General features: G+C 60.1%; 20 protein-coding genes and 4 tRNA genes. 4 read left to right on the forward strand and 20 right to left on the reverse strand.

Annotated elements, in window-relative coordinates:
• Positions 1-208: 208 nt before the first annotated feature.
• On the reverse strand, positions 209-3,700 hold the full coding sequence (gene mfd, locus AC1DXO_RS16335) for a transcription-repair coupling factor (protein ID WP_476979239.1): 3,492 nt from the start codon (positions 3,698-3,700) through the stop codon (positions 209-211).
• Between the two features lie 11 nt (positions 3,701-3,711).
• Positions 3,712-3,987 carry an FAD assembly factor SdhE gene (locus AC1DXO_RS16340; protein ID WP_476979240.1) on the reverse strand — a complete coding sequence of 92 codons (276 nt, stop codon included), beginning with the start codon at positions 3,985-3,987 and terminating at the stop codon, positions 3,712-3,714.
• Between the two features lie 68 nt (positions 3,988-4,055).
• Here AC1DXO_RS16340 and recG point away from each other — a divergent pair, with 68 nt between their 5' ends.
• Positions 4,056-6,122 (forward strand): ATP-dependent DNA helicase RecG, encoded by a 2,067-nt coding sequence (recG, locus tag AC1DXO_RS16345; RefSeq protein ID WP_476979241.1) that lies wholly within the window; start codon positions 4,056-4,058, stop codon positions 6,120-6,122.
• Positions 6,123-6,810: 688 nt separating this feature from the next.
• Here recG and AC1DXO_RS16350 read toward each other — a convergent pair.
• The 3 genes from AC1DXO_RS16350 to AC1DXO_RS16360 all read right to left on the reverse strand — a co-directional run bounded on the left by AC1DXO_RS16350 (position 6,811) and on the right by AC1DXO_RS16360 (position 9,735).
• Positions 6,811-7,950, reverse strand: coding sequence for a DUF3089 domain-containing protein (locus AC1DXO_RS16350; protein ID WP_476979242.1), 1,140 nt, complete (start codon positions 7,948-7,950; stop codon positions 6,811-6,813).
• Between the two features lie 86 nt (positions 7,951-8,036).
• Complete coding sequence (locus tag AC1DXO_RS16355; protein ID WP_476979243.1) at positions 8,037-8,954, reverse strand: lysophospholipid acyltransferase family protein; 918 nt, start codon at positions 8,952-8,954, stop codon at positions 8,037-8,039.
• 4 nt (positions 8,955-8,958) lie between these two features.
• Entirely contained in the window at positions 8,959-9,735 is a 777-nt protein-coding gene (locus AC1DXO_RS16360) for a glycosyltransferase family 2 protein (RefSeq protein ID WP_476979244.1), read from the reverse strand.
• A 62-nt stretch (positions 9,736-9,797) separates the two neighbouring features.
• Between AC1DXO_RS16360 and AC1DXO_RS16365 the strand changes: the two genes are divergently transcribed.
• Both AC1DXO_RS16365 and sseA read left to right on the forward strand, forming a co-directional pair.
• Positions 9,798-11,222 (forward strand): cryptochrome/photolyase family protein, encoded by a 1,425-nt coding sequence (locus AC1DXO_RS16365; protein WP_476979457.1) that lies wholly within the window; start codon positions 9,798-9,800, stop codon positions 11,220-11,222.
• The gene (gene sseA, locus AC1DXO_RS16370; protein ID WP_476979245.1) at positions 11,197-12,060 is read left to right on the forward strand and encodes a 3-mercaptopyruvate sulfurtransferase; all 864 of its coding nucleotides are present in this window, start codon (positions 11,197-11,199) and stop codon (positions 12,058-12,060) included. Before AC1DXO_RS16365 ends, sseA begins: the two co-directional genes overlap by 26 nt.
• 45 nt (positions 12,061-12,105) lie before the next feature.
• On the opposite strand, the gene AC1DXO_RS16375 is transcribed toward sseA, so the two are convergent.
• The 11 genes from AC1DXO_RS16375 to AC1DXO_RS16425 all read right to left on the reverse strand — a co-directional run bounded on the left by AC1DXO_RS16375 (position 12,106) and on the right by AC1DXO_RS16425 (position 19,156).
• A tRNA-Arg gene (locus AC1DXO_RS16375) sits at positions 12,106-12,182 on the reverse strand.
• Positions 12,183-12,197: 15 nt separating this feature from the next.
• Positions 12,198-12,503 carry an ETC complex I subunit gene (locus AC1DXO_RS16380; RefSeq protein WP_476979246.1) on the reverse strand — a complete coding sequence of 102 codons (306 nt, stop codon included), beginning with the start codon at positions 12,501-12,503 and terminating at the stop codon, positions 12,198-12,200.
• 351 nt (positions 12,504-12,854) lie between these two features.
• Positions 12,855-12,931: transfer RNA gene (locus AC1DXO_RS16385), tRNA-Pro, on the reverse strand.
• A 338-nt stretch (positions 12,932-13,269) separates the two neighbouring features.
• Positions 13,270-13,346 (reverse strand) — tRNA-Pro (locus AC1DXO_RS16390).
• Positions 13,347-13,460: 114 nt separating this feature from the next.
• Entirely contained in the window at positions 13,461-13,967 is a 507-nt protein-coding gene (locus tag AC1DXO_RS16395; protein ID WP_476979247.1) for a DUF192 domain-containing protein, read from the reverse strand.
• 140 nt (positions 13,968-14,107) lie between these two features.
• A complete protein-coding gene (locus AC1DXO_RS16400; RefSeq protein WP_476979248.1) occupies positions 14,108-14,680 on the reverse strand; it encodes a cold-shock protein in 573 nt (190 codons plus the stop codon).
• Between the two features lie 258 nt (positions 14,681-14,938).
• A tRNA-Glu gene (locus AC1DXO_RS16405) sits at positions 14,939-15,013 on the reverse strand.
• A gap of 74 nt (positions 15,014-15,087) precedes the next feature.
• The gene (gene recJ / locus AC1DXO_RS16410) at positions 15,088-16,950 is read right to left on the reverse strand and encodes a single-stranded-DNA-specific exonuclease RecJ (RefSeq protein WP_476979249.1); all 1,863 of its coding nucleotides are present in this window, start codon (positions 16,948-16,950) and stop codon (positions 15,088-15,090) included.
• A 36-nt stretch (positions 16,951-16,986) separates the two neighbouring features.
• A complete protein-coding gene (glpX, locus tag AC1DXO_RS16415; protein ID WP_476979458.1) occupies positions 16,987-17,961 on the reverse strand; it encodes a class II fructose-bisphosphatase in 975 nt (324 codons plus the stop codon).
• 178 nt (positions 17,962-18,139) lie between these two features.
• The gene (locus AC1DXO_RS16420) at positions 18,140-18,595 is read right to left on the reverse strand and encodes a hypothetical protein (RefSeq protein ID WP_476979250.1); all 456 of its coding nucleotides are present in this window, start codon (positions 18,593-18,595) and stop codon (positions 18,140-18,142) included.
• A gap of 174 nt (positions 18,596-18,769) precedes the next feature.
• Positions 18,770-19,156, reverse strand: a complete 387-nt coding sequence (locus AC1DXO_RS16425; RefSeq protein WP_476979251.1) for a hypothetical protein — start codon at positions 19,154-19,156, stop codon at positions 18,770-18,772.
• On the opposite strand from AC1DXO_RS16425, the gene phaC reads away from it, so the two are divergent.
• Positions 19,137-20,885, forward strand: coding sequence for a class I poly(R)-hydroxyalkanoic acid synthase (gene phaC / locus AC1DXO_RS16430; RefSeq protein ID WP_476979252.1), 1,749 nt, complete (start codon positions 19,137-19,139; stop codon positions 20,883-20,885). The two genes, AC1DXO_RS16425 and phaC, sit on opposite strands and share 20 nt — an antisense overlap.
• Positions 20,886-21,264: 379 nt before the next feature.
• On the opposite strand, the gene AC1DXO_RS16435 is transcribed toward phaC, so the two are convergent.
• Genes AC1DXO_RS16435 through nuoN form a run of 4 tightly spaced genes read right to left on the reverse strand, consistent with a single transcriptional unit; the run spans position 21,265 to position 25,902 of the window.
• On the reverse strand, positions 21,265-22,935 hold the full coding sequence (locus AC1DXO_RS16435) for a ribonuclease J (RefSeq protein WP_476979253.1): 1,671 nt from the start codon (positions 22,933-22,935) through the stop codon (positions 21,265-21,267).
• 2 nt (positions 22,936-22,937) lie between these two features.
• Positions 22,938-23,711: a type III pantothenate kinase gene (locus AC1DXO_RS16440; protein WP_476979254.1), complete on the reverse strand. Its 774-nt coding sequence runs from the start codon at positions 23,709-23,711 to the stop codon at positions 22,938-22,940.
• A complete protein-coding gene (locus tag AC1DXO_RS16445) occupies positions 23,695-24,456 on the reverse strand; it encodes a biotin--[acetyl-CoA-carboxylase] ligase (protein ID WP_476979255.1) in 762 nt (253 codons plus the stop codon). The genes AC1DXO_RS16440 and AC1DXO_RS16445 overlap by 17 nt, the downstream gene beginning before the upstream one ends.
• Before the next feature lie 12 nt (positions 24,457-24,468).
• Entirely contained in the window at positions 24,469-25,902 is a 1,434-nt protein-coding gene (gene nuoN, locus AC1DXO_RS16450) for an NADH-quinone oxidoreductase subunit NuoN (protein WP_476979256.1), read from the reverse strand.
• Position 25,903 lies beyond the last annotated feature (1 nt).

The raw sequence follows: 25,903 nt of genomic DNA on the forward strand, positions 1-25,903 counted from the left end.
GGTGGCGGCGAAGCCGACGGAGGGGTATTGGCCTAAGGGGAAGTTTTCTCAGGCCCTTCGATATATGGGAATGTCCATTTGGGCGTCCCAAGCTCGAAAAGTTTGATCGCTTCTATAAATTGGCCCCTCCGTCGGCTGCGCCGACACCTCCCCATGCTGCGCACAGGGAGGAGGGAGACCTTGCTGCTGACATTATTGCCGTGATGATTTAACCCGCAGCTGCCAGTCGCGCCAGATCCTTCATGATATATTCGGCGGCCGCCAGGCGATGCGCTGCGTCGGGCCATTCGCCCTTGACCATCAACTTCTGGTCTGGTCGCAGTCTCCAGTCATTCGGCCGCCCCTGGATCAGCTTGATCAGCCCCATCGGGTTGTTGAAACTGTCATTGCGGAAAGTGACGACCGCACCTTTCGGCCCGATATCCAGCTTGGCGACATTGGCTTCGCGGCACAAGCCCTTGATTCCGACGACTTTCAGCAACTGCTCAGCCTCTTCCGGTATAGGACCGAAACGGTCGATCAGTTCCGACGCCAGGGCTTCACGATCGGCCAGCTTTTCGGCCTCGGAAACGCGGCGATACAGGGCGAGGCGAATGTTGAGATCGGAGATATAGCTTTCCGGCAGCATGACGGCGGCGCCGGCATTGATCTGTGGCGACCAACTGCGATGATCGGAAAGGTTTTCCTGCGATTTCTGGCGCAGTTCGGCAACGGCATCCTCCAACATCTGTTGGTACAGCTCGACGCCGATCTCGCGAATATGGCCCGATTGTTCGTGGCCCAGCAGGTTGCCGCCGCCACGAATGTCGAGGTCGTGGCTGGCCAACTGGAAACCGGCGCCCAGATTATCCAAAGATTGCAGGACCTTCAGCCGTTTTTCTGAGGCAACGCTTAGGGTCTTGTGCTGCGGCGTCGTCAGGTAGGCAAAGGCACGTGTCTTCGACCGGCCGACCCGACCACGGATCTGATACAGCTGCGCCAGGCCGAACATATCGGCGCGGTGGACGATCAGGGTATTGGCGGTTGGGACATCGAGACCCGACTCGACGATGGTGGTCGACAGCAGGACGTCATACTGCCCTTCGTAAAAGGCTGTCATGACGTCTTCCAGGGCGGTCGGCGCCAACTGGCCATGGCCGATAACGAACCTGATCTCCGGTACCTGAACACGAAGGAAATCAGCCACATCCGGCAGATCGCTAAGCCGTGGCACGACGTAATAGGCCTGGCCGCCACGGTATTTTTCACGCAGCAGGGCTTCGCGCAACGCTACGGGGTCGTAGGGCAGCACATAGGTACGAACGGCGATGCGATCGACCGGGGGCGTCGCGATGATCGACATATCGCGAATTCCGGAAAGGGCCATCTGCAGGGTGCGCGGAATCGGCGTGGCCGACAGGGCCAGCATATGGACGTCGGCGCGGAAAGTTTTCAGCTTTTCCTTATGCTTGACGCCGAAATGCTGTTCTTCATCGACGATCACCAGACCCAGATCCTTGAAGCCGACCTGCTCCGACAACAGGGCATGGGTGCCGATGATGACCTCGATCTCACCTTTTTTCAGCCCCTCGCGGGTCTCATCGGCTTCCTTGCGTGCCACCATGCGTGACAACTGCCGAATGCGGATTGGCCATCCCTGGAAGCGCTGGCTGAAGGTCTTGAAATGCTGGCGCGCCAGCAAGGTCGTCGGGCAGACAATGGCGACCTGCTGGCCGGACATGGCAACGACGAAGGCAGCGCGCAGGGCCACTTCCGTCTTGCCGAAGCCGACATCGCCGCAGATCAGGCGATCCATCGGCTGCCCCTTGGCCAGGTCCTCGAGCACATCCTGGATGGCATTGAGCTGGTCGTCCGTCTCCTCATAAGGAAACTGGGCGCAGAACTCATCGTACAGCCCGGCAGGAGGATCGATCTGAACGCCTTCGCGCAGGGCGCGCGCGGCCGCCAGCTTGATCAGGCCGTCGGCCATTTCGCGCAGCTTCTGTTTCGCCTTCGCCTTGCGGGCCTGCCAGTTGGCCGATCCCAGCCGGTCCAACTGTGCGCTGTCGCTATCGGCGCCGTAACGCGTCAGCAGGTCGATATTTTCCACCGGCAGATACAGCTTGGCATCATTGCCGTAGTGCAGTTCCAGACAGTCGTGCGGCGCGTCGTTGACGCTGAGCGTCTTCAGTCCCTCATAGCGCCCGATTCCGTGCTCAATATGGACGACCAGATCGCCTGGCGTCAGGGACGAGGCTTCGGCGAGGAAGTTCTGCGCCCGCCGGCGTTTGCGCGGCCGCGCCAGCCGGTCACCCAGGATATCGGTTTCGGAAATCACCGCCAGGGATTCGGTTTCGAAGCCGTGATCGAGCGGCAGGACGGCGCGCTGGATAGGCTTGACCTTGGTTCCGGCCACGCCGTAGCTCTGCGCCTCGGCCCAGGAGGGCGCCAGCTTCAGATTGCCCAGGCCATGGTCGGCCAGCATGACGCCCAGCCGGTCGGACGAGCCGTCGGTCCATGAGGCGAAGATGACGCGTTTGCCCCGTTTGGCCAGGGTCTGGGCGTGATCGGCAACCGTGGTGAACAGGTTGACGCTGTCGAGACGCCGCGCTTCGGCGAAGTTACGCCCCGGCCGTCCGCCCAGGTCTATGGCATCATTGCCTTCCTTTTCGAAAGGCTCGAAGCGGCGCACGCGCTGGGCGGCCAGGGCCTGGGCCCATTGCGCATCATCAAGATAGAGACGTTTGGGCGACAGGGCGCGATAGGCGGATCCCCCCTTATCCTTCATCGCCGCGGCGCGCAGGGCAAAGGCATCCTCGACGGTTGCCGCGCGTTCCGCAAAGGCGTTGTCGGCCAAGGCGTCCATCATGATCAGGCTGCGCGGCGCCAGATAGTCGAAAAGGCTGTCGAGATGGTCGTAGAACAGCGGCAACATATGCTCGATGCCCTGGCGGCGGATACCGGACGACAGGGCGGCATAGAGCGGATCGTCGCCGGCGGCCCCGAACGTCTCCAGATAGCCTTGGCGGAAACGCCGGATGCTGTCCGGATCCATCCGAATTTCCGACACGGCGGTAAAGTCGAGCGACTGAATCTGTTTCAGCGAGCGCTGGGTTTCGGGATCGAAGGTGCGAATCGATTCGAGACTGTCGCCGAAGAAGTCGAGACGCACCGGCTCGGTGCCGGATGGTGAAAACACGTCGAGCAAGCCGCCGCGTACGGCGAACTCACCGCGTTCGGCCACGGTCGAAACACGTGTATAGCCGTGATTGACAAAATAGGCGTCGAGTTCGGCGATATCGATCGACGCGCCGGGTTTCAAGCTCAGCCGGCCTTCGCTGATAACGGTCAAGGGTGGCACGCGCTGGGCCGTGGCCGAAGCCGTCGTCAGCAGCAGTACGGGCTTTGCCGGTGCCTTGGCCTTATAGGCCGACAGGCGCGACAGGGCGTACATGCGTTGTGCAACAATACCGGGGGTCGGGCTCATCCGGTCGTAGGGCAGGCAGTCCCACGCCGGGAAGGTCAGGATATCCAGATCAGGCGCGAAAAAGCGCAGAGCTTCGGCGACGGCATTCATGCGGCCGAAATCGCGGGCGATATAGACGCTGACGCCATCCGCCTTTACCAGATCGGCCGCCACCAGGCTTTCATAGCCTTCCGGGCAACCGCTCAGGGTCAGGGCGGAAGCAGGGCCGGTTATGTCGGAAAGCCCGGTCGTCACTGGATTTGCCATCACTGTATGTGTTTATAAGCTGTTTTATAGAACTGGTTGAGCTGCTTCATGATTTCGGTGTTGAAGGGCTCAGGCGTCGGATCGCGCTCGATGATCCAGCCATAAAGGTCCTGATCGGGCACCTCCAGCAGCACTTCGAAACAGTCCAGGTCCGCGTCGCTCATTGTGCTCAGTCGCTCATCCGCAAAGTGGCCCAGAATGATGTCAGCCTCCTTGAAACCGCGCCGCCAGGCACGGAAGGACAACTTTTTCAGGCGCGCCTCGTGATCGCTCATAATGGTCGTCCCCAGGCTGGCGAGTGAAGGGCCCTTCTCATAAAGCATTTTTGGTGCTTGATAAGCCCATGCGACCAGAAATTTTGTTTCCCTACTATGCCCCTGTCACCAGCTTGAAAGGTGTCGGGCCGAAATTGGCGCCGATCCTGTCTCAGCACGTGGGAACCCATGTCCGCGACCTGGCCTTTTTCCTGCCGACGGGCGTCATCAAGCGGCCCTTGGTAGCTCTGGTCAATGCCCGGGTCGGAGAAGTCCAGACCATCGCCGTGACGATCGGCGGTTACCCGCCGGCGCCGCCCAAGGGGCCACAGCGAATCGAGACCTTCGATGGGCCCAATCGTCTGAGCCTGACCTATTTCCATCGTATTCGCGGTTTTGAGAACCAGCACCCGGTCGGCTCGCGACGGCTGATCAGCGGCAAGCTGGAAAGCTTCAATCACAATCTGCAAATGGCGCATCCCGACTACATCGTCGAAGAAGCGCGGGCGGCGGAAATTCCGGCCTGCGAGCCCGTTTATCCGGCAACGCTCGACCTGGGTTCGCGTACCCTGCGCAAGCTGGCCCTGGGCGCGGTCCAGGCCCTGCCGCCGTTACCCGAATGGCACGACGAAGCCATTGTCGTCAAACACCTATGGCCGTCTTTTCATGCGGCCCTGGAGTCGGCGCACAATCCGCAAAGCGAGATGGACCTCGATGCCGACGCCAAGCCACGCCAGCGCCTGGCCTATGACGAAGCCCTGGCGCATCAGTTGGCGTTGAAGGCGCGCAAGCAATTCCGCCAGAACACACCGGCTCGCATCGTCGACCGCCACGAATGGGCCGATCGCGCCCTGGCCACCCTGCCCTTCGGTCTCACCCATGCCCAGGTGCGCGCGATCGCCGATATCCGCGGCGACCTCAAATCAGGCCACCGAATGAACAGGCTGATCCAGGGGGATGTCGGCGCCGGCAAGACCCTGGTTGCGTTGCTGGCCATGATCGACCTGGCCGAGGATGGGCAACAGAGCGTCATGATGGCGCCGACCGAAATCCTGGCGCGCCAGCATTTCGAAAAAAGCCAACCTGTTCTGGACTCTCTCGGTATTTCTTCCATGTTGATGACGGGTCGTGACAAGGGCGCAGGCCGCGAGCGCAAACGCGCCGCCGTGGCGGCCGGTGAAGCCACGATGATTTTCGGCACACACGCCGTCTTCCAGGAAGGCGTCGATTTCCACAGCCTGCAACTGGCCGTCATCGACGAGCAGCACCGCTTCGGCGTCGGTCAGCGGCAGCGCCTGTTTTCCAAGGGCGACGCTGTCCATTATCTGTCGATGTCCGCGACACCCATTCCGCGCACCCTGGCCCTGACGCAATATGGCGAGGCCGATCTCAGCATTCTCGATGAAAAGCCCGCCGGCCGCCAGCCGATCCACACCGCCGTGGTGCCGCGCGCCCGTCTGCATGACGTCATGGCGCGACTGAAAGCGGCGCTCGATTCGGGTTCCCAAGCCTACTGGATATGTCCTCTGGTCGAAGACACGGCCGAATCCGACCTGATCGCCGCTGAAAAGCGCCATGTCGAACTGATCGAGGCCCTGGGTATCGAAATCGGTCTGGTTCACGGACGCATGCCATCCGAAATGAAGGACGCTGTCGTGACGCGTTTTGCGTCGGGCGAACTGCGCGTCCTGTGCGCCACAACGGTGGTCGAGGTCGGGATCGACGTGCCGACCGCCTCGATCATCATCATCGAACAGGCTGAGCGCTTTGGCCTGGCGCAACTGCACCAGCTACGCGGCCGTGTTGGCCGGGGTGCGGCAAAAAGCGCCTGCATCCTTTTGTATGACATGCCGTTATCGGCGACGGCCAAGGCGCGGCTGGAACTGCTGCGCGATACCGAAGACGGGTTCAAGATCGCCGAGATGGACTGGCAGCTGCGTGGTGAAGGCGACATCCTGGGCGCCAAGCAGTCGGGCTTTCCCGACTATCGCTTTGTCGATCCAACGCGCCATACAGCCCTGATCGCCACCGCCGCGCGCGATGCCGTCTATATCCTGCAGCAGGGCGACGCCTTGCCCGAGCCACGACGCAAGGCGATAGAGGTTTTGAAACAGCTCTTCGACTGGCGCCCGGATCAGGCCGACAAACAGGATTAGGAGTTATTTTGCTCACGAAACTCATACGTCGTGCTGGGTTCGTCAGGCCAAATAAAGCCAGTCCTCCACCGCTTGCGGGGGAGGTGGCGGCGAAGCCGACGGAGGGGGGAGCCCAGCCATAATTGAAGACGTCTTGACGCATGATCGTGTATTTGTGGGCGGCGTCAACGCCGCGCGAAGGTGCGGAAGTGCCCCCTCCGGCGCTCCGCGCCACCTCCCCCGCATGCGGCTAGGCGATTCACACATCTCAAAAAGGCAAGTAAACTCAATAAGATTGCGCGTAAGATGTCGGGGCTTTGACGCTAAAATCCGAAGCCATGTTTACGCAGTAGCTAAGGCCCCCCACCGTCACGGCTTACACGCCGAAGACGCGCGAGCGCCGCGCCACGGGGCGCCCCGCTCCCCCGCGTGGCGGTGGAGTATAAGAAAAACAAATACTTATACCGCCCCGTGAGCGGGGCGGGGGACCGCCCGAGACATTGCGAAGCGTAGCGCAGCTTTGGCGAAGGGTGGTGGTGGGGGCCTTCGGTCGTTCAGTCACTCAAACCAAGCAGATATGTGCATACCCTAGCCGCATGCGGTGGAGGACTGGCTTTTATATGCGGACTATGAGACCTATGTACGACGGACTAGGCCGAACTCTCTCGTCTCTCACGGAATATCATTTCTAAATAGGTTTGGCAGGCGGCTAAGATTTGCTCGGTTCGGTCTGACTCTGGGCCTGGAATGCCTGCCAGCGCGTCTGCATATCGGCCTCAAGATCGCCATAGAACAGATTGTAGGCATTAACCTTTCGCTTCTGTTCCCAGGTGCCGGTATCCTTAAAGGACGGCGACTGCGGTTTGTCGACGAACAGCAATCCGCCGAGGCAACGCGCCGAAACCTTGCGCGTCATCAGTGGCGGCTCGGTGCCCCATTCCAGTCCTGTGGCGTTGGTGGCGCCCAGCGAGCGCTTGGCATCGGCCTCATCCGCCAGTGCGGCACCCAGCAACGGATTGACGCACACTGCCTTTTGCGACCCAATGGCGTTCAGCACATCGCCATCCCAGTAGACGGCCTTTTGCAACATCTGCAGCGCCTGATCCGGCCGGCCGGCTTCGACCGAGATATAGGCGGTGACGCAGCCGATCTGGGTGCGCGACATGCAGGCAGGGGTGATCGCGCTGGGGTTTCCAAACTGGCTTTCCGGCGCCAGGGTTTCCAGCAGATAGGCCGCGACCAGTTGTGACTTCAGGTCTGGGTCACTGTTGACCACGTCTCGCAGCAGGCGTTCCGCCATCACCCCACCCTGCTCGACCCCGACCATGACAAACCCTCGCCCCCCCTTGCGTTGGCGCAAGAAGGTGCGAAACGCCGCCTCGACATCACGATAGGCGAATTGCCGCGCTTCGAGAGCTTCGTCGCGCAACGTCAACTGCGTATAGAGGCTGGCCTGGCGGTAGCGCGGCGCGTAGATATTGCCCATGACGGCGAATGGCGCAGCATAGTTCGGCAGTTGCACGCGGTGCACCTCTGCGGAGATAGCGTTGCTGTCCGTGGAACCCAGCCAGTCCTTGCCGCCGTCGAAACTGGTGGCATGGATAAAGAAGACGTCGACCTTGCGAGGGTCGGCATAATATTTGGCGATAGCTGGGTTAAGGTACCAGGCGTCGGCCTTGGCATAGTCGGGCTCTGCCGGCGGGTGATAGATCTGGAACGGTATCTTGGGATCGAGGTAATTACGATGAATATCGTTTTGCAGGTAGATAAAGGCGAGCGCCAAAAAAGCACCGATAAGCCCGCCAATAAGCAGGCTGAGTTTGCGCCTTTGAAGTACCTGTTTCCACATGGGCCGGTGAGAATCCTTGACACAGCAGCCTATGCTGACATAGCGCAAAAGCCTAGCCGTGCAGCTTCACTTTTTGTGAGTCTGCATTAACCGCGCGGGTTCTTATAGACCTCGTTGGGCCAGCGCTTATGCACCCAGAACCATTCCTGCGGCCTCTTGCGCACGGCATCTTCGACGAAGCGGCTGATCTTGGCCACGGTGGCGTCGATATCGTCCGCCTTGTGGCCAGTTTTTTCAACTTCGATCGGGTCGTGGACGAGAACACGAAACCGCGCCTTTTGCGTACGCTCGACCGTCATCGGCTGCAACACCGTGCCGAAGCGCAGGGCAAGGCGCGTCGGGCCGGGCGCCGTATCGACCGCATGGCCGAAGAAGGGCGTGGATACGCCGCGGTTGAACTTCTGGTCGTTCATCAAGGCCGCCGATTCTCCGCGGGCCATACCGATAAGTAGTTCCTTGGCGCCGTCCCCGCCCTTGGGTGCGAACAGCCGCGTGCCGTAGCGTGCACGCGCCTTGCGCCAGCGCGCATCGACATAGGGGTTGTTGGCCGCGCGATAGGTCATCTGGCAAATCACCCCGGCCTCGACGATCGTCGCCGGCATGATCTCCCAGTTGGCGAAGTGGCCGGAGATAAAGACGACCGGCTGACCCGAAGCTGCGATCTCCTGCAGCCGCTCGATATGGTCGACAACGATGCGGCCATTGGCGATTGTGATGCGGTCCATCATGGCGATCTCGGCGAAGGTGCGCCCGAGATTGTCCCATTGCGCCTTCGAGACCTGCGTCTTCCACGCCTCGTCCTTATCCGGAAAGGCCAGGTCGAGATTGGTCTTTACGACCTTTTGGACGGATGAGATCGGCCCCAGTGTTTTCAGCAAGCCGGCGCCCAGGTCGGATGCGACATCGACCGGGAACAGGCGCAGAAAACCGACCGCCGCATCGAAGATCATGGCCTCCAGGCGCCACGCCATATCCTGCCAGAAAGAGACCTTGGTATCGGACATGGCCTTAGCTTTCACGAGCGGCTTTTTGTGCCGCCAAAATCTTGAGGAGTCGTTTGACGCGCGCCTCGGCCGCCAGATGGCTGGTATAGATGCCGTCCCATCCGCCGGTAAAATGGCAGCGCATGAGATAGTAGCGCAGATACACCATCGGGTATTCGAACGGCAGGCGCGCCCAGATCGACCAGGTCGGCTTGTTCAGCACCTTGGCCTGCAGGTTGGTGTAGGAGTCGAGCTTCTGGCGGATATGCTCGTACGACCGTGCCGAAAAATGGGTGACCGATCCCTGCAACTGACCGACGGTCTCGTCCCTGGTATCGACCGTGTCGTGAACCAGACTTTCGCGGAAGCGCACGACACGGCGGTCATAGAGCCGGACATAGTTATGAAAATCGGCCCAAAGACGCGGCTTGGGTTTATGCGGATAAACATTGCGGATGCGGAACCGATAGGCGTTCAGCTTCGGACCCGACTGCATCAAGGCACGGATCTCGTCGCACAGTTCAGGGGTTACCACCTCATCGGCGTCGAGATTGAGCAACCAGTCATGGGTTGCCGCCTCTTCGCTGAACCGCTTCTGCGGACCGTAGCCCGGCCAGTCGTGGTGGATGACGCGCGCGCCCAGACCCTGGGCTACCTCGATGGTGCCGTCGGTCGATCCGCTGTCGATCACCACGATTTCGTCGACCAGACCTGCCACCGCACGAATGCAGTCGCCGATACGATCGGCCTCATTCTTGGCGATAATACAGCAGCTTAAGGGTGTCGGAGACCGGGCGTCCATGCTACCCCTTGTGCCCAAGACGTTTGGGTCAAGCAAGATTTTTTAACAACTTTATTGTGAACATGGGCGAAAATGTCGAGCCCGGCCTGTCGCCGGTCATCCTGTGGTTCCGTTTCGACCTGCGCCTGCATGATCATGCCGGCGTTGCTGCGGCGCTTGCCACACAAAGGCCGGTTTTGCCTGTCTTTATATGGGACGAGGTACCGTTGACGCGTCCCCTGGGCGCCGCATCGCGGTGGTGGCTGCACCGCTCTCTTCATGTCCTGGACGAAGAGTTGCGCAAGCTGAATTCAAGATTGATTGTTATGCGTGGTGCCACCCAGGTGGTTTTGGCCTCACTGGTCCAGGAAACATCCGCCAAAACAGTCATTTGCTCGCATACATTTGACCCAGTGACCGAGGAGTTCGACGATCGGCTCGGTGCAGCGTTGGGCGATGTCGGTGCGGAGCTGAAGCGCTTCAATACGGGTTATCTAAGCCGGCCGGGTTCGGTAAAAACCAAAGAAGATAAGCCTTTCCGCGTCTTCACACCGTTCAGTCGTGCACTTCAGGCCGCCGGATTGGCCGACGTTGATTCCCTGCCAGGCCTATCAACTGATTCGTGGCCGTCGCCGGTCGCATGGCCCGACAATGATGGCATTGACGGGTTGGGGCTGGACGCGACCCTCACGCCCAGCGGCAACGACTGGGCCCAGGGCTTTGCCATCTTCACGCCCGGCGAGCGCGGCGCCCGAAAAGCCCTGCGTCGCTTCCTCGGTCATGGCCTGGCGGACTATGCCGATGGTCGCGATCGTCCGGATCGCCATGTCACCTCCTTCCTGTCAGCGCATCTGCGCTTTGGCGAGATCAGCCCGAAACGGATTCTGCTGGAACTCGACAAGGCCGTGGCCAATCGTCCGCAATTGGCGGCGGACGCTGCCAAGTTTCGTGCCGAACTGATCTGGCGAGAGTTCAATTACAATATCCTGCACCAGCAACCCGACCTGCACAGGCGCAATTTTCGCGCCGACTTTGACGGCTTTCCGTGGCGCGACGCCGATGCGGATTTCAAGGCCTGGACGCGCGGCGAGACCGGCTATCCGCTGGTCGACGCCGGCATGCGTCAGCTGTGGCAGACCGGCTTCATGCACAATCGCGTCCGCATGGTTACGGCGTCCTTCCTGATCAAACACCTTTTGATCGACTGGCGGCGCGGCGAGCAATGGTTCTGGGATTGCCTGGTCGACGCCGACCCGGCCAGCAACCCGGGCAACTGGCAATGGGTCGCCGGAAGCGGCGCCGACGCCGCCCCGTATTTTCGCATTTTCAACCCCATCACCCAGGCCGAAAAATTTGATCCGGACGGACTCTACCAGCGCCGATTTCTGGGCGATACGGAGACCTATCCCCGGCCGATCGTCGATCACGCCTTTGCGCGCGATCGGGCACTGACCGCCTATAAATCACGTGGAGACACTAGCGATGACGACGCAAATTACGGCGACTGAACTGAACGCCCTGATCGGGCAGCAGGCGGTGAAGGTGCTCGACAGCAGTCTTGAACCGGCAGTCAAGATTGTCGATGCCAGTTGGGCGCTCGACGGGACGGACATGCGCGCCCTCTATCTGGCGGAACATATTCCGGGCGCGCAGTTCTTCGACATCGAGGCAATCAGCGATCACAGTACGCCCCTGCCCCATATGGCGCCGTCGCCGCAACAATTTGCCTTGGCCATGGGCGGACTCGGCATCTCGGCCGGGGATCGCGTCGTCGTCTATGATCGCCAGGGTCTGTTTTCGGCCGCGCGCGCCTGGTGGACTTTCAGGCTCATGGGGCATCGGAATGTCCAGGTCCTGAGCGGCGGCCTGCCAGCGTGGAAAGCCGCCGGATTACCGGTCGAAGCCGTGGTCCCGCTCGTGGTCGAGAGTGTCTACATACCGGATTTCCAGGCCGGCAAGATCATATCGCGCGAGGACTTAAGGGCGGGCCTTGATCGTTATCTGGTTCTGGACGCGCGGTCGGGGGCACGCTTTGAAGGCACGGCGCCGGAGCCGCGCGCCGGCCTGCGATCGGGCCACATGCCGGGCAGCCGCAGCCTGCCGTTCGGCGACCTGATCCGTGACGGTGCGCTCAAGCCACGCGACGAACTGGCAGCCCTGTTTGCGGGTTTTGGGATCGATCGACAGACCACGGTCGTGACGTCGTGCGGCTCCGGTGTGACCGCCGCGATCATAAGTATGGCCCTGGATGAAGTTGGCCATACCCAGGCCATACTTTACGATGGCTCCTGGGCGGAATGGGGTCAGGCAACGCTGGACACACCCGTTGTAACGGGCGCGGCGTAATTCAGTTTTAGGGAATATTCATCTACGAAAGCTTAACAGCCGCCGTGGCGACTCCGACAGGGCTCGAACCTGTAACCGTCCGCTTAGAAGGCGGATGCTCTATCCAGTTGAGCTACGGAGCCTCTGGAAAAGGCGGATTAATGCGTCCAGCTTTGTCTGCGCGTGAAAGCGAAATTGTCGGCATAGGTCTTGATGATCTTCGGCGGCAATTCAGGCTCAATCAGGCGGAATGGAATGCCGTGATGTTCAGCATAGGCCATGGCCTGGTCGCGCGTCTCAAACGTCAGGCGCACTTGGGCGTCCGTATCGGCCGACGACGACCAACCCATGAGCGGATCCGGCGTGCGAGCGGATTTCGGCTCGAATTCCATGATCCATTCATGGGTCTTGGCGCGACCCGATTGCATGGAGGTCTTGGAAGGTTTGAAAATGCGCGCGAACATGGCCGTCTCCGTCAGAACCGCCTGAGAATCCGGCGTATTCAACCTGAAAAGCGTTACTACAAAATCCGACGCATATGCAATAAGTCCGTGCAACAAGCGGCGAGCGGATTGAGAGAGAAGCAGGTCTGTGCACCGCGGGGCGAGAGGATAGATGCGCCGCGCTGTACGCGGCTTACCCCTTCGGGGCGCCTTCGGCGTCCGTCGCCCTTTCGGGTCTCCGGGCTTCGCTACGCTCCGCCGAACTCGCGGGTTGCGATGCAACCGCGCTCGTTTCGAACCAGGAGGTTCTCAGCCGCCTCGACCCAGACATTTAAAAAGGACGGCCCCGAAAGTGGGGCCGTCCTTTTTAAATGGTCGGGGCGAGAGGATTCGAACCTCCGGCCTCCTGCTCCCGAAGCAGGCGCGCTACCAGGCTGCGCTACGCCCCGACACTAAACTTACAGCGCTGCGAGAGGATTGGCTCCGCTGCGCTCCACCGAACTTGTCATGTGCTAACGCACATGCCGCGTTTCGAACCTTGGTCCTCTACGCCCGAAGCCTACGCACCACCAGGCTGCGCTACGCCCCGACACTAAACTTACAGCGCTGGCGAGAGGATTGGCTCCGCTGCGCTCCGCCGAACTTGTCATGCGCTAACGCACATGCCGCGTTTCGAACCTTGGTCCTTCTGCCCCGAAGCAAAACGCACAACCAAAGCCGCGCTACGCCCCGACACTTATTTTTTTCCCTCTCCACGATCACGGACATTACGCCAAGATCGTCGAGCTGGTCGGGGCGAGAGGATTCGAACCTCCGACCTGCTGCACCCAAAACAGCTGCGCTACCAGGCTGCGCTACACCCCGAACCCTCAGCCGAAACTTGAGAGGCGCGCTTATTGCCACTTTCGTCCTGACACCGCAAGCCCCAGCTTGACGAAAATTCAAACCAAAGCGCTTTTTATTGCCGCGCCCGCGAAGTTATTGAAAAAACGGGTGGATAACCTCATCGCCAGGCTTCAAACCCAATTCATCGCTGAGGCCCGCGCGGACTTCCAGAACACCGTTGGCCGCACCATAGGACGGCAGCGGCGTACGATCGAGCGGTTTGGCGTTCTTTTGAATCGATACGATATGGCCATCCGGCGCGATATAGATGATGTCGAGGCCAATCAGCGTGTCCTTCATCCAGAAGGTACGCTCGTCCAGGTCCTGGAATTCGAACAACATGCCCTGGCTGTCCGCCAGGGCCGGCCGACACATCAGGCCCTGTTCACGCGTATTGTAATTCGACGCGATCTCGACCGAAAAATGCACTTTCTTGCCGGCCGCTGCGATGTCGAGATTTTCGGGCGCCGAATAGGGCGCCAGATTCATGTTCAGACATTCGGCAGGAATCGGCACCGTTGCCGACTGCGGCGCCGCGCAGGCCGCCGTGCTGAGGGTTACCGCGGTGATCGCCGCCAGAACGGTTATGGATTTCAACATCGGCTATAACCCCATCATGTGCCCGAAGTCCGGACAATGGCGGCCCGCAGTGGCGTTTTCAAGGCAAAAAAGACGGCAAAAAGCGCGGACAGTGGCCTGCCCGCGCTTTTTATGCGTGTCCGGATAAGTCTTCCGGCGCTCTAGACCAGGGCTTTGGGATGCACTTCCGTAACCACCAGTCCTTTGGGGCCTTCACCAAAGCGAACCATGATGGTGTCGCCCTGTTGAACATCCTCAAGGCCGTAGCGGCGGAGGGTCTCAATGTGAATGAAAATATCCGTGGGATCATTGCCGCGGACCACAAAGCCGTAGCCTTTGGTGCGGTTGAACCACTTGATCGTCGCCGTTTCGAGGTCGCCGACGCGCATGCCTTCCGGCAGGCTACGACTGGACCGGGCCTGAACGGCGCTGTCGCTGCGCGCGTGAACGTGCGGCGTTTCCGCGGCCTGTTCCAGTTGATCGATTTCGATAACTTGCCAGCCTTTGGAACGCTTAGCGATCTTGCACGTGATCTTTGCGCCTTCATGAGCGCTATCACGGCCGAGGTCGCGAAGACTGGAGATGTGAAGCAGGACGTCCCGCATACTTGTCAGCGTGGAATCCTGGGGAACGATAAAACCGTAACCTTTAGCAGCATCAAACCATTTAACATGACCTGAGATCGTTACTAACTCGTCGGCTTCGTTTTTGTTATTATAATCAAACAAACTCATCTATCCTCACCATGCCGCATGAAACTCAAGTGACATACGCTACCATAACACGGATATCTCAACTTGGCACTGAAAAAGAGAGATATTTCGCACTAATTGCGAATTTTACGGCAATAACTCACTTATAGCGAGTAGATTCTTGCGTGAATTATGGGGTGAGACCGCTATCATACCAAACAAACATGTGGATAACTTTGCCGGACCTGTCTGTCCAGCTTAAAAATACCACAATTTGGGAAGGAAAGGTCGGCGGTCTTGTGGCAGTCCCTAGGGGAGTCGAACCCCTCTCTTCAGGTTGAAAACCTGACGTCCTAACCGATAGACGAAGGGACCGCGTCAAGAGGTGCGCTAGTTAGCCGTTATGATTTCGGGACGCAAGCGCTATTTTGAAGTTTTTCACAGGTCCGTTACAAGGCCTGCGCAATGTCCTCTATTTCGAGTTGAATTCCATTGCGACCCATATAATCATCGCCTTTCAGGCGCCCCAAAACATGCACACGACCCGCCGGGCGCAGCAAAGCGTCGCCGACCGGCGTGCCTTCGGCGCGCCATATAATGCCCTTCAGCTTGGTGCCGCTTTCGTCGGTGATCTCACAGCGTATATGCCCCCCCTTCATGACCTGGGCATAACCGATGCGGACGTCGGTAAAGGCCAGAATCGGTTCCGGATTGCCCTGACCGAAGGGCGCCAGCAGTTCGAAGCTGTTGAATAGGGCGCGTGATGCAGCCCGCAGGCTGATGGCCGCGTCGATCAGGATGGCGTCGGTCTGGTCTGCCTCACTGACATGCGCATGGACATAGTCGTTGATGAAGCGACGCAGTTCGCCGATTCGTTCACGTTCTACGCTGAGCCCGGCCGCCATGGCGTGACCGCCGCCGGACAGTAGCAGGCCCGATTCGAAAGCTGCCCCCACGGCTTCACCCAGATTGACGCCGGCCTGGGAACGACCGGAACCCTTACCCATGCCGCTGATCGGATCGATACCTACAATAATGACGGGCCGATGCCAGCGTTCACGCAATCGTCCCGCCACGATACCGATGACGCCGGGATGCCAGTCTTCGTGGGCGATGACGATGACCGCGTCGTCGCTGGGCCACAACCCCTGGGTCTCGGCGACCTTGACGGCCTGCTCCAGGACCTGCGCCTCGACGTCGCGGCGCAGGCGGTTCAGTTCGTCCAGTTCCTGCGCCAGGGAACCCGCTTCCTCGGCATCGTCGGTCGACAGCAGCCGCACGCCGAGATCCGAGCGCCCTACCCGCCCACCGGCATTGATCCGCGGACCGATGACGAAGCCCGAGTGAAACGTGCTCATCAGGCTGGCGGCGTCGGTAGATCCAGCCACCTCCATCAGGGCCTTGATACCCGGATTGCGCCGTTGCGACATGACTTTCAGTCCCTGCGCCGTCAGGGCGCGGTTGAAGCCAGTCAGGGCGGTGACATCGCAGATGGCGCCCAGTGCCGAGAGATCGAGCCATTGCTTCAGATCCGGACGCACACGGTCCTTGAACAGGCCGCGCTTTTCGGCGTCACGGTTCAGCGCGGCCAAGACGACAAAGATCACACCCGCCGCCGCCAGATTGCCCTGGGCCGAGGTGCAGCCCGGCCGGTTGGGGTTGACGACCGCCAGGGCATGGGGCGGATCTTCGCGCATCAGATGGTGGTCGATGACGACGACCGAAAGGCCGATATCGGCGGCGTGGTCGAGCGCGCGGTGGGCCATGGCGCCGCAATCGACCGTAATGACCAGGTCGGCGCCCTGACGTTTCAGGCTGTCGAAAGCAGCGTTGGATGGGCCGTAGCCTTCGGTCACGCGATCGGGGACATAGACATTCAGATCGTGCCCCATATGGCGGAACCAGCGTACCAGTTGGGCGGCGCTGGTCGCGCCATCGACATCATAATCGGCAAAGACACTGATCTTCGCCTTGGATTCCAGGGCGTCGAGCATGGCGGCGACCGCCTTGTCCATATCCATGAAGGACGATGGGTCGGGAAACAGCGATTTGAGGGTGGGATATATAAAGTGTTCGAGGCCGTCGGGCGTTATGCCGCGGCCGGCGATAAAGCGCGCAATCGGTTCAATAAAGCCGGGGTCCGCGACCTTCATCAGCGCCAGCCGGTGCGTGATGTCGCGTAAGGTTTCCGGGCATATGCTCGCCGATGCCAGGCGCTCACGCCAGACCCGGCCGCTGAGGGAGGATGCGACACCCAGATAGGGCGCGACGGCGGAAACGGGGCGAACGGCTGTGGCGGCGTCTGGACTCATTATAGGAGTCTGTCACGCCGCCATCGCGTTTACAAGTTAACCCTTCCAGGGGCGGCGCATCGACAGGCGGCGCACCGTACCGGTCTTGGAGATCATGACCAGGCTTTCCGTGGTTACGAAAACCTCGCCACGGGCAGAGACTTCTTTATGCACGCCGCGTAACAACGCGCCATGCGTCACGCCGGTGGCGATAAAAACAGCATCCGTGCTGACCAAGTCGTCGAGATCGTATTTGCGTTCGAAATCGGTCAGGCCCAACCGTTCGGCGCGCTGACGCTCGTCGGCATTACGGAAAACCAGGCGACCCTGGAACTGGCCGCCGACGCATTTCAATGCGGCGCATGCCAGGACGCCTTCCGGCGCGCCGCCCTGCCCTATATAGATGTCGATGCCGGTTTCCGGCTGGGCGGTATGGATGACGCCGGCGACATCGCCGTCAGTGATCAGGTGAACCCGGGCGCCGGCCTTGCGCAAACCGGTGATGATGCCGTCGTGGCGCGGGCGGTCCAGCACACAGGCGACGATTTCCGACACCGGCACGCCCTTGGCCTTGGCCAGCGAACGGACGTTTTCTTCGGGGGATGCATCGAGATCGACGACGCCCTTGGCATAGCCCGGCCCGATGGCCAGCTTGTCCATATAGGTGTCCGGGGCGTGCAGCATGCCGCCGCGCGGCGCAAACGCTATAACCGCCAATGCATTGGCCATGGCCTTGGCCGCCAGGGTGGTGCCTTCCAGCGGATCGAGCGCGATATCGATGGCCGGGCCTTTGCCGGTACCGACCTTTTCGCCGATATACAGCATGGGCGCTTCGTCGCGCTCGCCCTCGCCTATGACGATACGGCCGTCCATGTCGATGGCGTTGAGCGCCTTGCGCATGGCGTCGACTGCCGCCTGATCGGCCGCTTTTTCGTCGCCGCCCCCAACCTGCGCGTAGCAGGCAATGGCCGCTTCTTCAGCGACGCGAACAATGTCGAGACTGAGGTCGAAGCCGGCAGCGGAATTGGTCATTGTGTTATGAATATCAAGAGTTTCTGGCATATTGGAGACTTCTGGCTGGAAGTTGGCGGGATATGCAGCCGTTTCTTATTTTATGCGTGCTACACCGGGATCGCGTGCGTTACGCGGATCCTCGAATTCTGTTACCAGACTGCCACCCGCTTGAACAGGACGAACAGCGTCCTTCAGGTTAATCCGCTGGCGGTGGCGGCGCCGCACGGCGGCGCAATTCGGCGGCCAGGGCCTCAATTTCCTGACGGCTGAGCGTCGCATCCAGACGCTTGATATAGATCGGATTAAGCCGGCTGAGTGTCGCATCGGCGTACGGCTCCGGCTTTTCCTTGTCCCAGGTCAGGGCGGAAACCTCGGTCTTCAACTGCGCGGACGCCTTGGTTTGACTATTAACGCGCTGGGCGAACTCGGCTACCGTGGGCACGTCCGAAGGCGGAACCGGAAATTCCGACCATTTGGGCAGGGTATCGACTGTCGGCCGGACCGGCGCTACGACGGTCGGCGCGTGGACGACCGGGCGTTGCGCGGCCGAAACGGCGTCTTCCTGTGCAACGGCTGCGCCGGCCGTCAGACAGACGGCGGCCCCGGCCAAAAGGCCGGCCAGCGTGCGCATTCCCACCGGCATGATCGTCATGACAACCGTCTCCGCAAAATCACTCACCGTCCGCGCAGTCTGCACCCCGCGCACGGCGGCGCATCAAGAGCAAAATTTTACGCCCGTGAATAGGCTTACATCAATAAAAATAAAAATTGAGTTGATTTTACGGCGAGATTTACCGCACTGCAATCGATCTAGAGCATTTCCCGATCATACTGATCGGTGGAAATGCTCTAGCTTTTGTGTTGTCGCGCTTCTTATCCGAAAAGTGGTGGCCACTTTATCGGGAAGCGCTTCAGGCGGGAAAGCTGTGAGGATTTGGATGAGCAAGACCCCGAAAAAAACACCGGCGGCGAAAGTGGATGCTGCAAAACCGACCGCCAAAATATCGGCAAAACCAAAGGCGGCAGCAAAAAAGACCATCGCGCCTAAGGTTGGGTCACCAAAGGTTTCCCAGGCTAAGCTTTCGGAGGCAAAGCCCGCCCCCGCGCCCAAGCCAGCGCCTGCGGAGCCAAAGGCCAGTCCCGCTGCGGCCACGCCCGATGTGCAATTGTTCGACGCCGACAGCGTGCGTCGGATGGAAGAACTGTCGGTCAATATCGCCAAGGCCGCCATGACAGCGCAAAGCGTACTGGCCAAGACCGTCATGAAAACACCCGACGCGGAGGCTGGTGGTCCGGTCGATCCGTTCCAAGTCGGGCCGGCCATGACCCAGGTCATGACCTCGTTGGCGGCAAAACCCGACAAGGTCGTCGAGGCTCAGAGCGATTTGCTTAACGGCTATCTTGAACTGTGGGGTCAGATGGCCCGCCGTACCCTGGGTACCGAACAGACGGCCACCAAGCCTGTTCGTGACAAACGCTTCAATGATCCGCGCTGGGAGCAGAACCTGATGTACGACATGATGCGCCAGTCGTATCTTCTGTCGTCCAACTGGCTGAACAAGCTGATCGGCAGCGTCGACGACATCGATCCCCTGGTCAAGCGACGCGCCGAGTTTTTCACCAAGCTCCTGACCGACGCCATGTCGCCGGCCAATTTCCTGTTGACCAATCCCGTCGCCATCGACGCCCTGCTTGAATCCAAGGGTGAGACCCTGGTCAAGGGTATGGAACGCTTCGCCGACGACCTGGCGCGCGGCGACGGCAAGCTGATGATCAGCCAGGCCGATTACAGCCGGTTCAAGGTCGGCGAAAACGTCGCCACGACTCCGGGCAAGGTCGTTTACCGCAGCATCTATTTCGAGCTGCTGCAATACAGCCCGACGACCGAACAGGTTCATGAGATCCCGCTTCTTATCTTCCCGCCGTGGATCAACAAATTCTATATCCTCGACCTTCAAGCCAAGAATTCGTTGATAAAATGGCTGGTCGGCCAGGGCTTCACCGTCTTCGTGACGTCCTGGGTCAATCCGGACAAATCGATGAAGGACACCAGCTTCGAAGACTATATGTTCGGCGGAATCTACGAAGCGACGCAAAAGGTGCTGGAACAGACCGGCGCCAAGCAGGTCAATGCGGTCGGCTATTGCATCGGTGGCACCCTGCTGGGATGCGCCCTGGCGCATATGGCGGAAAAAGGCGATACATCGATCGCCTCGGCGACCTTCTTCACCGCCCAGCACGACTTTACCGAAGCGGGTGACCTGCTTTTGTTTACGTCCGAAACCTGGCTGAAGGAACTGGAACGCCAGATGGATGCCGCCGGCGGGGTTTTGCCCGGCGCGGCCATGGCCGACACCTTCAACGCCCTGCGCGCCAACGACCTGATCTGGTCCTTCTTCGTCAGCAACTACCTGATGGGCAAGGATCTGACTCCCTTCGACCTGCTGTGCTGGAATGCCGACCAGACACGGATGCCCAAGGCGCTGCATCTCTTCTATCTGCGCCGGTTCTATGGTGAAAACGCCCTGGCGCGAGGACACCTGGTGCTGGGCGGTGTGCGGATCGATCCGAAGAAGGTCACGATCCCGATCTATGAACAGGCCGGCCGCGAAGATCACATCGCCCCCCCCCTCTCCGTTTATAAGGGCTCAAAACTGTTCGGTGGACCTGTGACCTTTACCCTGGCCGGTTCCGGCCACATCGCCGGTGTCGTCAACCCGCCGGCGGCACAAAAGTACATGCATTGGCTGAACGACTCCCACCCCGACACCTTCGAACTATGGCTGGAAGGCGCATCCGAACATGCCGGTTCATGGTGGCCGCACTGGAGCGACTGGCTGAGCAAGCTGTCCGGTGACATGGTTCCCGCCCGCGATCCGGCCAAGGGCAAGTTCAAGCCGCTTCAGGACGCGCCGGGCAGCTACGTCATGGTTAAATCCTGACCAAATCTCGACTGGGCGCGCGTTATATTCGCGTCCCCGAAGAATCCAGCGATTCCATCGGCTTACAACGGCTTCTCGGGTTAACCACTTGAGAAGCCGTTTTGCCGTCACCCTATATCGTCAATATTGATTTGTAGTGGACACTTCATATATATTTGTTATTATACAAATACATATATGGTTAATATTTATTAACGAATTAACTTAACCAATATCGCGCAAAATGCAGCAATCAACATTGATATCGGCGTTCTTTGCCACCTGTTTTCGGCACAATATTACAGCACTCGCTGGTTTGATGAATTCGGCCTGCGCGCGAAACGTAAAACCGCCGAAAGATAACTTTCGGCGGTTACAGTTTTGTGAAAAGCGCGAAAAATCAGGTGCGCAGGATAATGGTTTCGACGATCGGCCGGCGATCCCAGATCGTCTGGGCCGCCTTTTTAACGACGCGCGCGACCGCAATCTCAACCGTCTCATCGTCTTCGCGCGCTTCGGGGCTCAGGCCCTTGACCGCTTTTTCGACGATATTGCACATCTTCTCCAACTGATCAGAGATGGTGTCATCGTTTTCAAACGCCAGCCCCAGACCACGGACGTCGACGATCGAAGCCAGGCGATTCTTGCCATCGAGGGCAAATGCGACGAAGATCATGCCATTGTGCGCGGCATGGCGGCGTTCGCGCAGCGCCTCGCTGGCTTCCGGCACCAATATGCCGCCGTCGACGAACAGGCGGCCGGCGGGAACCTCATCGATAATCTCGGGCAGGCCGGGCGCCAGGCGCACCATGTCGCCATTGCGCGGCGTCATCTGATATTTGATACCCAGTTCGGCCGCCAGGCTGGCGTGCTTCAGGAGATGCCGGCGTTCGCCGTGCGTCGGCACGGCAATCTTCGGCCGCACCCAACCATACATGTCCTTCAGTTCGTCACGGCACGGGTGGCCGGAGACGTGAATGCCGGGATGGTCGCGTTCGGTATGAATTTCGACACCCAGATCCGACAGGCGATTCTGCAAGGAGCGGATGGCGATCTCATTGCCCGGAATGACGCGCGACGAGAAGACACAGGCGTCGCCTTCCTTCAGCTTGACCAGCGGATGATTGCCATCGGCTATGCGCGACAGTGCGGCGCGCGGTTCGCCCTGCGACCCAGTGCACAGATAAAGCACCTGATGCGGCTTCAGATTGGCCGCCTCGCCTTCGCTGATCGGATCGGGAATCCCCTGCATCAGACCGACGTGACGCGACGCAGCCAGCATGCGGTGCATCGACCGGCCGACCAGGCAAACCTGGCGCTTGCAGGCCATGGCGGCGCGCATCACCGAATCCATCCGCGCCACGTTCGACGCGAAACAGGCGACCGCGACACGCTTCTTCATCGTGCGAATCAGCTTTTCGAGTTCGCCCCGTACATCGGCTTCCGACCCGGCGCGACCTTCGACAAAGACATTGGTCGAATCGCAGACCATGGCCAGCACGCCCTCGTCACCATAACGCGTAAGCGCGCTGACGTCGGTCGGCTTGCCGGTGATCGGCTCGTCATCGATCTTCCAGTCGCCGGTGTGCAATATGGTGCCCAGCGGTGTCTTGATCGCCAGACCGTTGGGCTCAGGAATGGAGTGGGTTATCGTAATATAATCAATGTCGAACGGGCCCAACTTGACGTTGCCATTCAACGGAATTTCGGTCAGGTCGACGTCATCCAGCACGCCGGCTTCGCGCAGTTTCTCGCGTACCAGGAAGGCGGTGAAGGGAGTCGCATAGACCGGCGCCTTGATCTTGTCCCACAACCAGCCCAGGGCGCCGATATGGTCTTCATGGGCGTGGGTCAGCACGATCCCCAGGATGGTTTCACCCACGAGGAATTCCGGGTCGGGCGCAATCACCTCGATACCCGGCGTGGTGAGATCACCGAAGGTCACGCCGACATCGACGATGATCCATTGGCGGTTATCGGCTGGCCCGAACCCGTACAGGTTCAGGTTCATACCAATTTCATTGGACCCACCGAGCGGCAGGAACACGAGTTCGTCTTTGTGACTTTTCATTCTCAACTTTGCGACAAGGTACGCTTATAGATTTCAAGCAAGCCGCGCAAAGTCAGATCATGGTCGAAATGATCAATCTTCTGCGTGGCGCCTTCAAACAAGGACGCTACCCCGCCGGTGGCAATGACGCTCATCTTCTGGCCGTATTCGGCCTGCATAGCGGCGATGAGGTATTCAATCAAGCCGACATAGCCCCAAAAAATACCGGATTGCATGGCGCTGACCGTATCCTTGCCGATTTTTCGCGCCGGTCTCTCAATGGCCACACGCGGCAGCTTGGCGGCAGCGGCGTGCAGCGCCTGAAGCGACAGATTGATACCCGGCGCAATGGCCCCGCCTTCGTAGCCACCATCCGCCGCCACGACGTCAAAGGTCGTGGCCGTTCCGGAATCGATGATCAGCAGCGGGCCCGCATAGGTAATGTGACCGCCGATGGCATTGACCAGACGGTCAGCGCCAGCTTCACGCGGCTTGTCGATGCGGATATCGAGGTTCAAAACCGTATTTTCGCCAACAACATACGGCGGCTTGTTGAAGTAGCGTTGCGCCAGCTTGCGCAGGTTGAACAGGGATTGCGGCACGACGGACGAGATGATGCAGTCGGAAATGCCCTTGAAATCCAGGTCGTGCATCTGCATCAGCTGATACAGCCAGGCGGCATATTCATCGGCGGTACGCCGCGTGTCGGTCGCCACGCGCCACTGCGCCACCCACTCCGTGCCGTTGTGAATGGCAAACAGGGTATTGGTATTGCCCTGTTCAATGGCCAGCAGCATGCAGGGCTCCGTATTCGACGTCGCCACCGGTCACGGTATAGACCTGACCATCCGTTGCCTTGATCTGAAGTGCGCCGAATTCATCGAGGCCGACGATCGTTCCTGAGACGGCCAGGCCGTCAACCGTGACACTGGCCATGCGATCGCGGCCATAGGCGCGCTTCATCCACGCCTTGGCAATATCGCTGAAGTCCTTGCTGCGCCACAGATCCAGCACGCCATCGAGATGGCCGTTCAGCTTATGCAACAGCCCGACCGCATCGAGCGACTTGACGGCGGCCGGATTGATGTCACGAAGGGCGACCGTCAGGGCGCCTTCGATGATCGGTGCTACGCGCAGGTTCATGCCGATGCCGATAACCACACCCAGATGGTCCGGCTCATTGGACGCCTCGGTCTGGACCAGGATTCCGCATAGCTTGCGGCCTTTATGCAAAATATCGTTCGGCCACTTGATACGCATCGCCTGATCCGTATCGGCGATCAGCGGTCGCAGCATCTCATAGACGGCCAGGGCGGTGACAAAGGACAGCTGCGGCGCACGGCGAACATCGATCGCCATGGTTTCCCAGCGCGACGCCATGAAATTGCCCTTGGTGCCGATCCATATGCGACCATGGCGCCCTGCCCCCTTGGTCTGTTCCTTGGCCAGAATCCAGCCTGGCCCCTTACGACCGGCGCGAAGCCGGGCCAGACTCAGTTCCTGGGTGGACGGCAGGGTCTCGAAGATCTCGAAATCGGCCACCGTCCCTGGCCCCTAGACGCCGAAGCCGACGGCCGCGGCCGTGGCTATGCCGGAGACGAAGATCAGGAAGACGATCACGCCCGGGAAGGAGAAGGCAGCCGCCGCAAAGGCGATCCACTTCGATTCGGCCGGCGCCGGTTCCAGTTCAACCACGGGAGCATCAAACCAAACCAGCTTGATGATGCGCAGATAGTAGAAGGCCGCGATTACCGAAGCGACCAGGCCGGCCGCCGCAAACCACCACAGGCCGGCACCGATGGCCGCGCCGAAGATGTAGAACTTGCCCCAGAAACCGCCGAAGGGCGGCATGCCCAGTACGGACAGGGACAGCATGGTCAGGACAATGGCCAGCGGCATATTGCTCTTCGACAGGCCGGCGAACTGATCGATCCGTGACACCGGCTCGCCGCCCTTCTTGTTGAGCGAGATCGCGACCGAGAACAGGCCGAGATTGTCGACCATATAGAGGCAGAAGAACATCAGCAGCGCCGGGATACCCGACGTGCCGGCCGCGACGGCCAGCAGGGCATAACCCATATTGGCGATCGACGAATAGGCCAGAAGGCGCTTGAAATCCTTCTGCATCAGGCCGCCCAGGCCGCCGATGACAAAGGACAGGACGCTGATGACCAGTATGACCTGGCGCCACTGATCGACCTGGTGCGGGAAGCCGGTCTGCAGCAGACGGGCAAACAGCACCATGGCGGCGAACTTGGGCGCGCCGGCGGCAAAGGCAACGACCGGGGTCGGTGCGCCTTCGTAGACGTCGGGCGTCCACATATGGAAGGGCGCCGCCGAAACCTTGAAGGCGAGACCGCAAATCAGGAAGACCAGACCGAAGATCAGGCCGACATTAAGGTTGGTTTCCGAAGCGCGGGCGATATCGTGGAAATTCATCGACCCGGCAAAGCCATAGACCAACGAGGCGCCGTACAGCAGCAGGCCCGACGCCAGGGCGCCAAGGACAAAGTATTTCAGGCCGGCTTCGGACGACTTGGGGTCGTCGCGGCGGAAGGCGGCCAGGACATACATGGCCAGGGACTGAAGTTCGATGCCGATATACAGCGCGATCAGGTCTCCTGCCGAGACCATCATGCTCATGCCCAGCGTGGCCAGTAGGACCAGGATGGGGAATTCGAAGCGGCGGTTCTTCAGGCGGTCGAAATACCCTTGCCCCAGAACAATAACGAAGACGCCGGCGATATAGATGGCGACCTTGGCGAAGACCGAAACCCCGTCGGACAGGAAGGAACCATTGAAGCCCTGCCCCAACGGCGTCGAAGGATAAGCCGCCGCGAAGGCCGCAGCGATCAGGGCGACGCCGCATAGGGCGCTGATGGAGGTCATGCCCTTGTCGCCGCGGAAACCGCCGAAGACCAGGATCAGAAGTGCGCTGACCCCGAGGATGGTTTCGGGAAGCGCCAGGGTGAAAGCGGGAAAGTTCATC

This window comes from Asticcacaulis sp. P2_C5, from assembly GCF_056404555.1.

Bases quoted from the DNA above. Each gene is read 5' to 3' on its own strand.
- AC1DXO_RS16340 (WP_476979240.1), bottom strand. From the start codon at position 3,987: ATGAGCGATCACGAGGCGCGCCTGAAAAAGTTGTCCTTCCGTGCCTGG.
- recG (WP_476979241.1), top strand. From the start codon at position 4,056: ATGCGACCAGAAATTTTGTTTCCCTACTATGCCCCTGTCACCAGCTTG.
- AC1DXO_RS16350 (WP_476979242.1), bottom strand. From the start codon at position 7,950: ATGTGGAAACAGGTACTTCAAAGGCGCAAACTCAGCCTGCTTATTGGC.
- AC1DXO_RS16355 (WP_476979243.1), bottom strand. From the start codon at position 8,954: ATGTCCGATACCAAGGTCTCTTTCTGGCAGGATATGGCGTGGCGCCTG.
- AC1DXO_RS16360 (WP_476979244.1), bottom strand. From the start codon at position 9,735: ATGGACGCCCGGTCTCCGACACCCTTAAGCTGCTGTATTATCGCCAAG.
- AC1DXO_RS16365 (WP_476979457.1), top strand. From the start codon at position 9,798: ATGGGCGAAAATGTCGAGCCCGGCCTGTCGCCGGTCATCCTGTGGTTC.
- sseA (WP_476979245.1), top strand. From the start codon at position 11,197: ATGACGACGCAAATTACGGCGACTGAACTGAACGCCCTGATCGGGCAG.
- AC1DXO_RS16380 (WP_476979246.1), bottom strand. From the start codon at position 12,503: ATGTTCGCGCGCATTTTCAAACCTTCCAAGACCTCCATGCAATCGGGT.
- AC1DXO_RS16395 (WP_476979247.1), bottom strand. From the start codon at position 13,967: ATGTTGAAATCCATAACCGTTCTGGCGGCGATCACCGCGGTAACCCTC.
- AC1DXO_RS16400 (WP_476979248.1), bottom strand. From the start codon at position 14,680: ATGAGTTTGTTTGATTATAATAACAAAAACGAAGCCGACGAGTTAGTA.
- recJ (WP_476979249.1), bottom strand. From the start codon at position 16,950: ATGAGTCCAGACGCCGCCACAGCCGTTCGCCCCGTTTCCGCCGTCGCG.
- glpX (WP_476979458.1), bottom strand. From the start codon at position 17,961: ATGACCAATTCCGCTGCCGGCTTCGACCTCAGTCTCGACATTGTTCGC.
- AC1DXO_RS16420 (WP_476979250.1), bottom strand. From the start codon at position 18,595: ATGACGATCATGCCGGTGGGAATGCGCACGCTGGCCGGCCTTTTGGCC.
- phaC (WP_476979252.1), top strand. From the start codon at position 19,137: ATGGAAGAACTGTCGGTCAATATCGCCAAGGCCGCCATGACAGCGCAA.
- AC1DXO_RS16435 (WP_476979253.1), bottom strand. From the start codon at position 22,935: ATGAAAAGTCACAAAGACGAACTCGTGTTCCTGCCGCTCGGTGGGTCC.
- AC1DXO_RS16440 (WP_476979254.1), bottom strand. From the start codon at position 23,711: ATGCTGCTGGCCATTGAACAGGGCAATACCAATACCCTGTTTGCCATT.
- nuoN (WP_476979256.1), bottom strand. From the start codon at position 25,902: ATGAACTTTCCCGCTTTCACCCTGGCGCTTCCCGAAACCATCCTCGGG.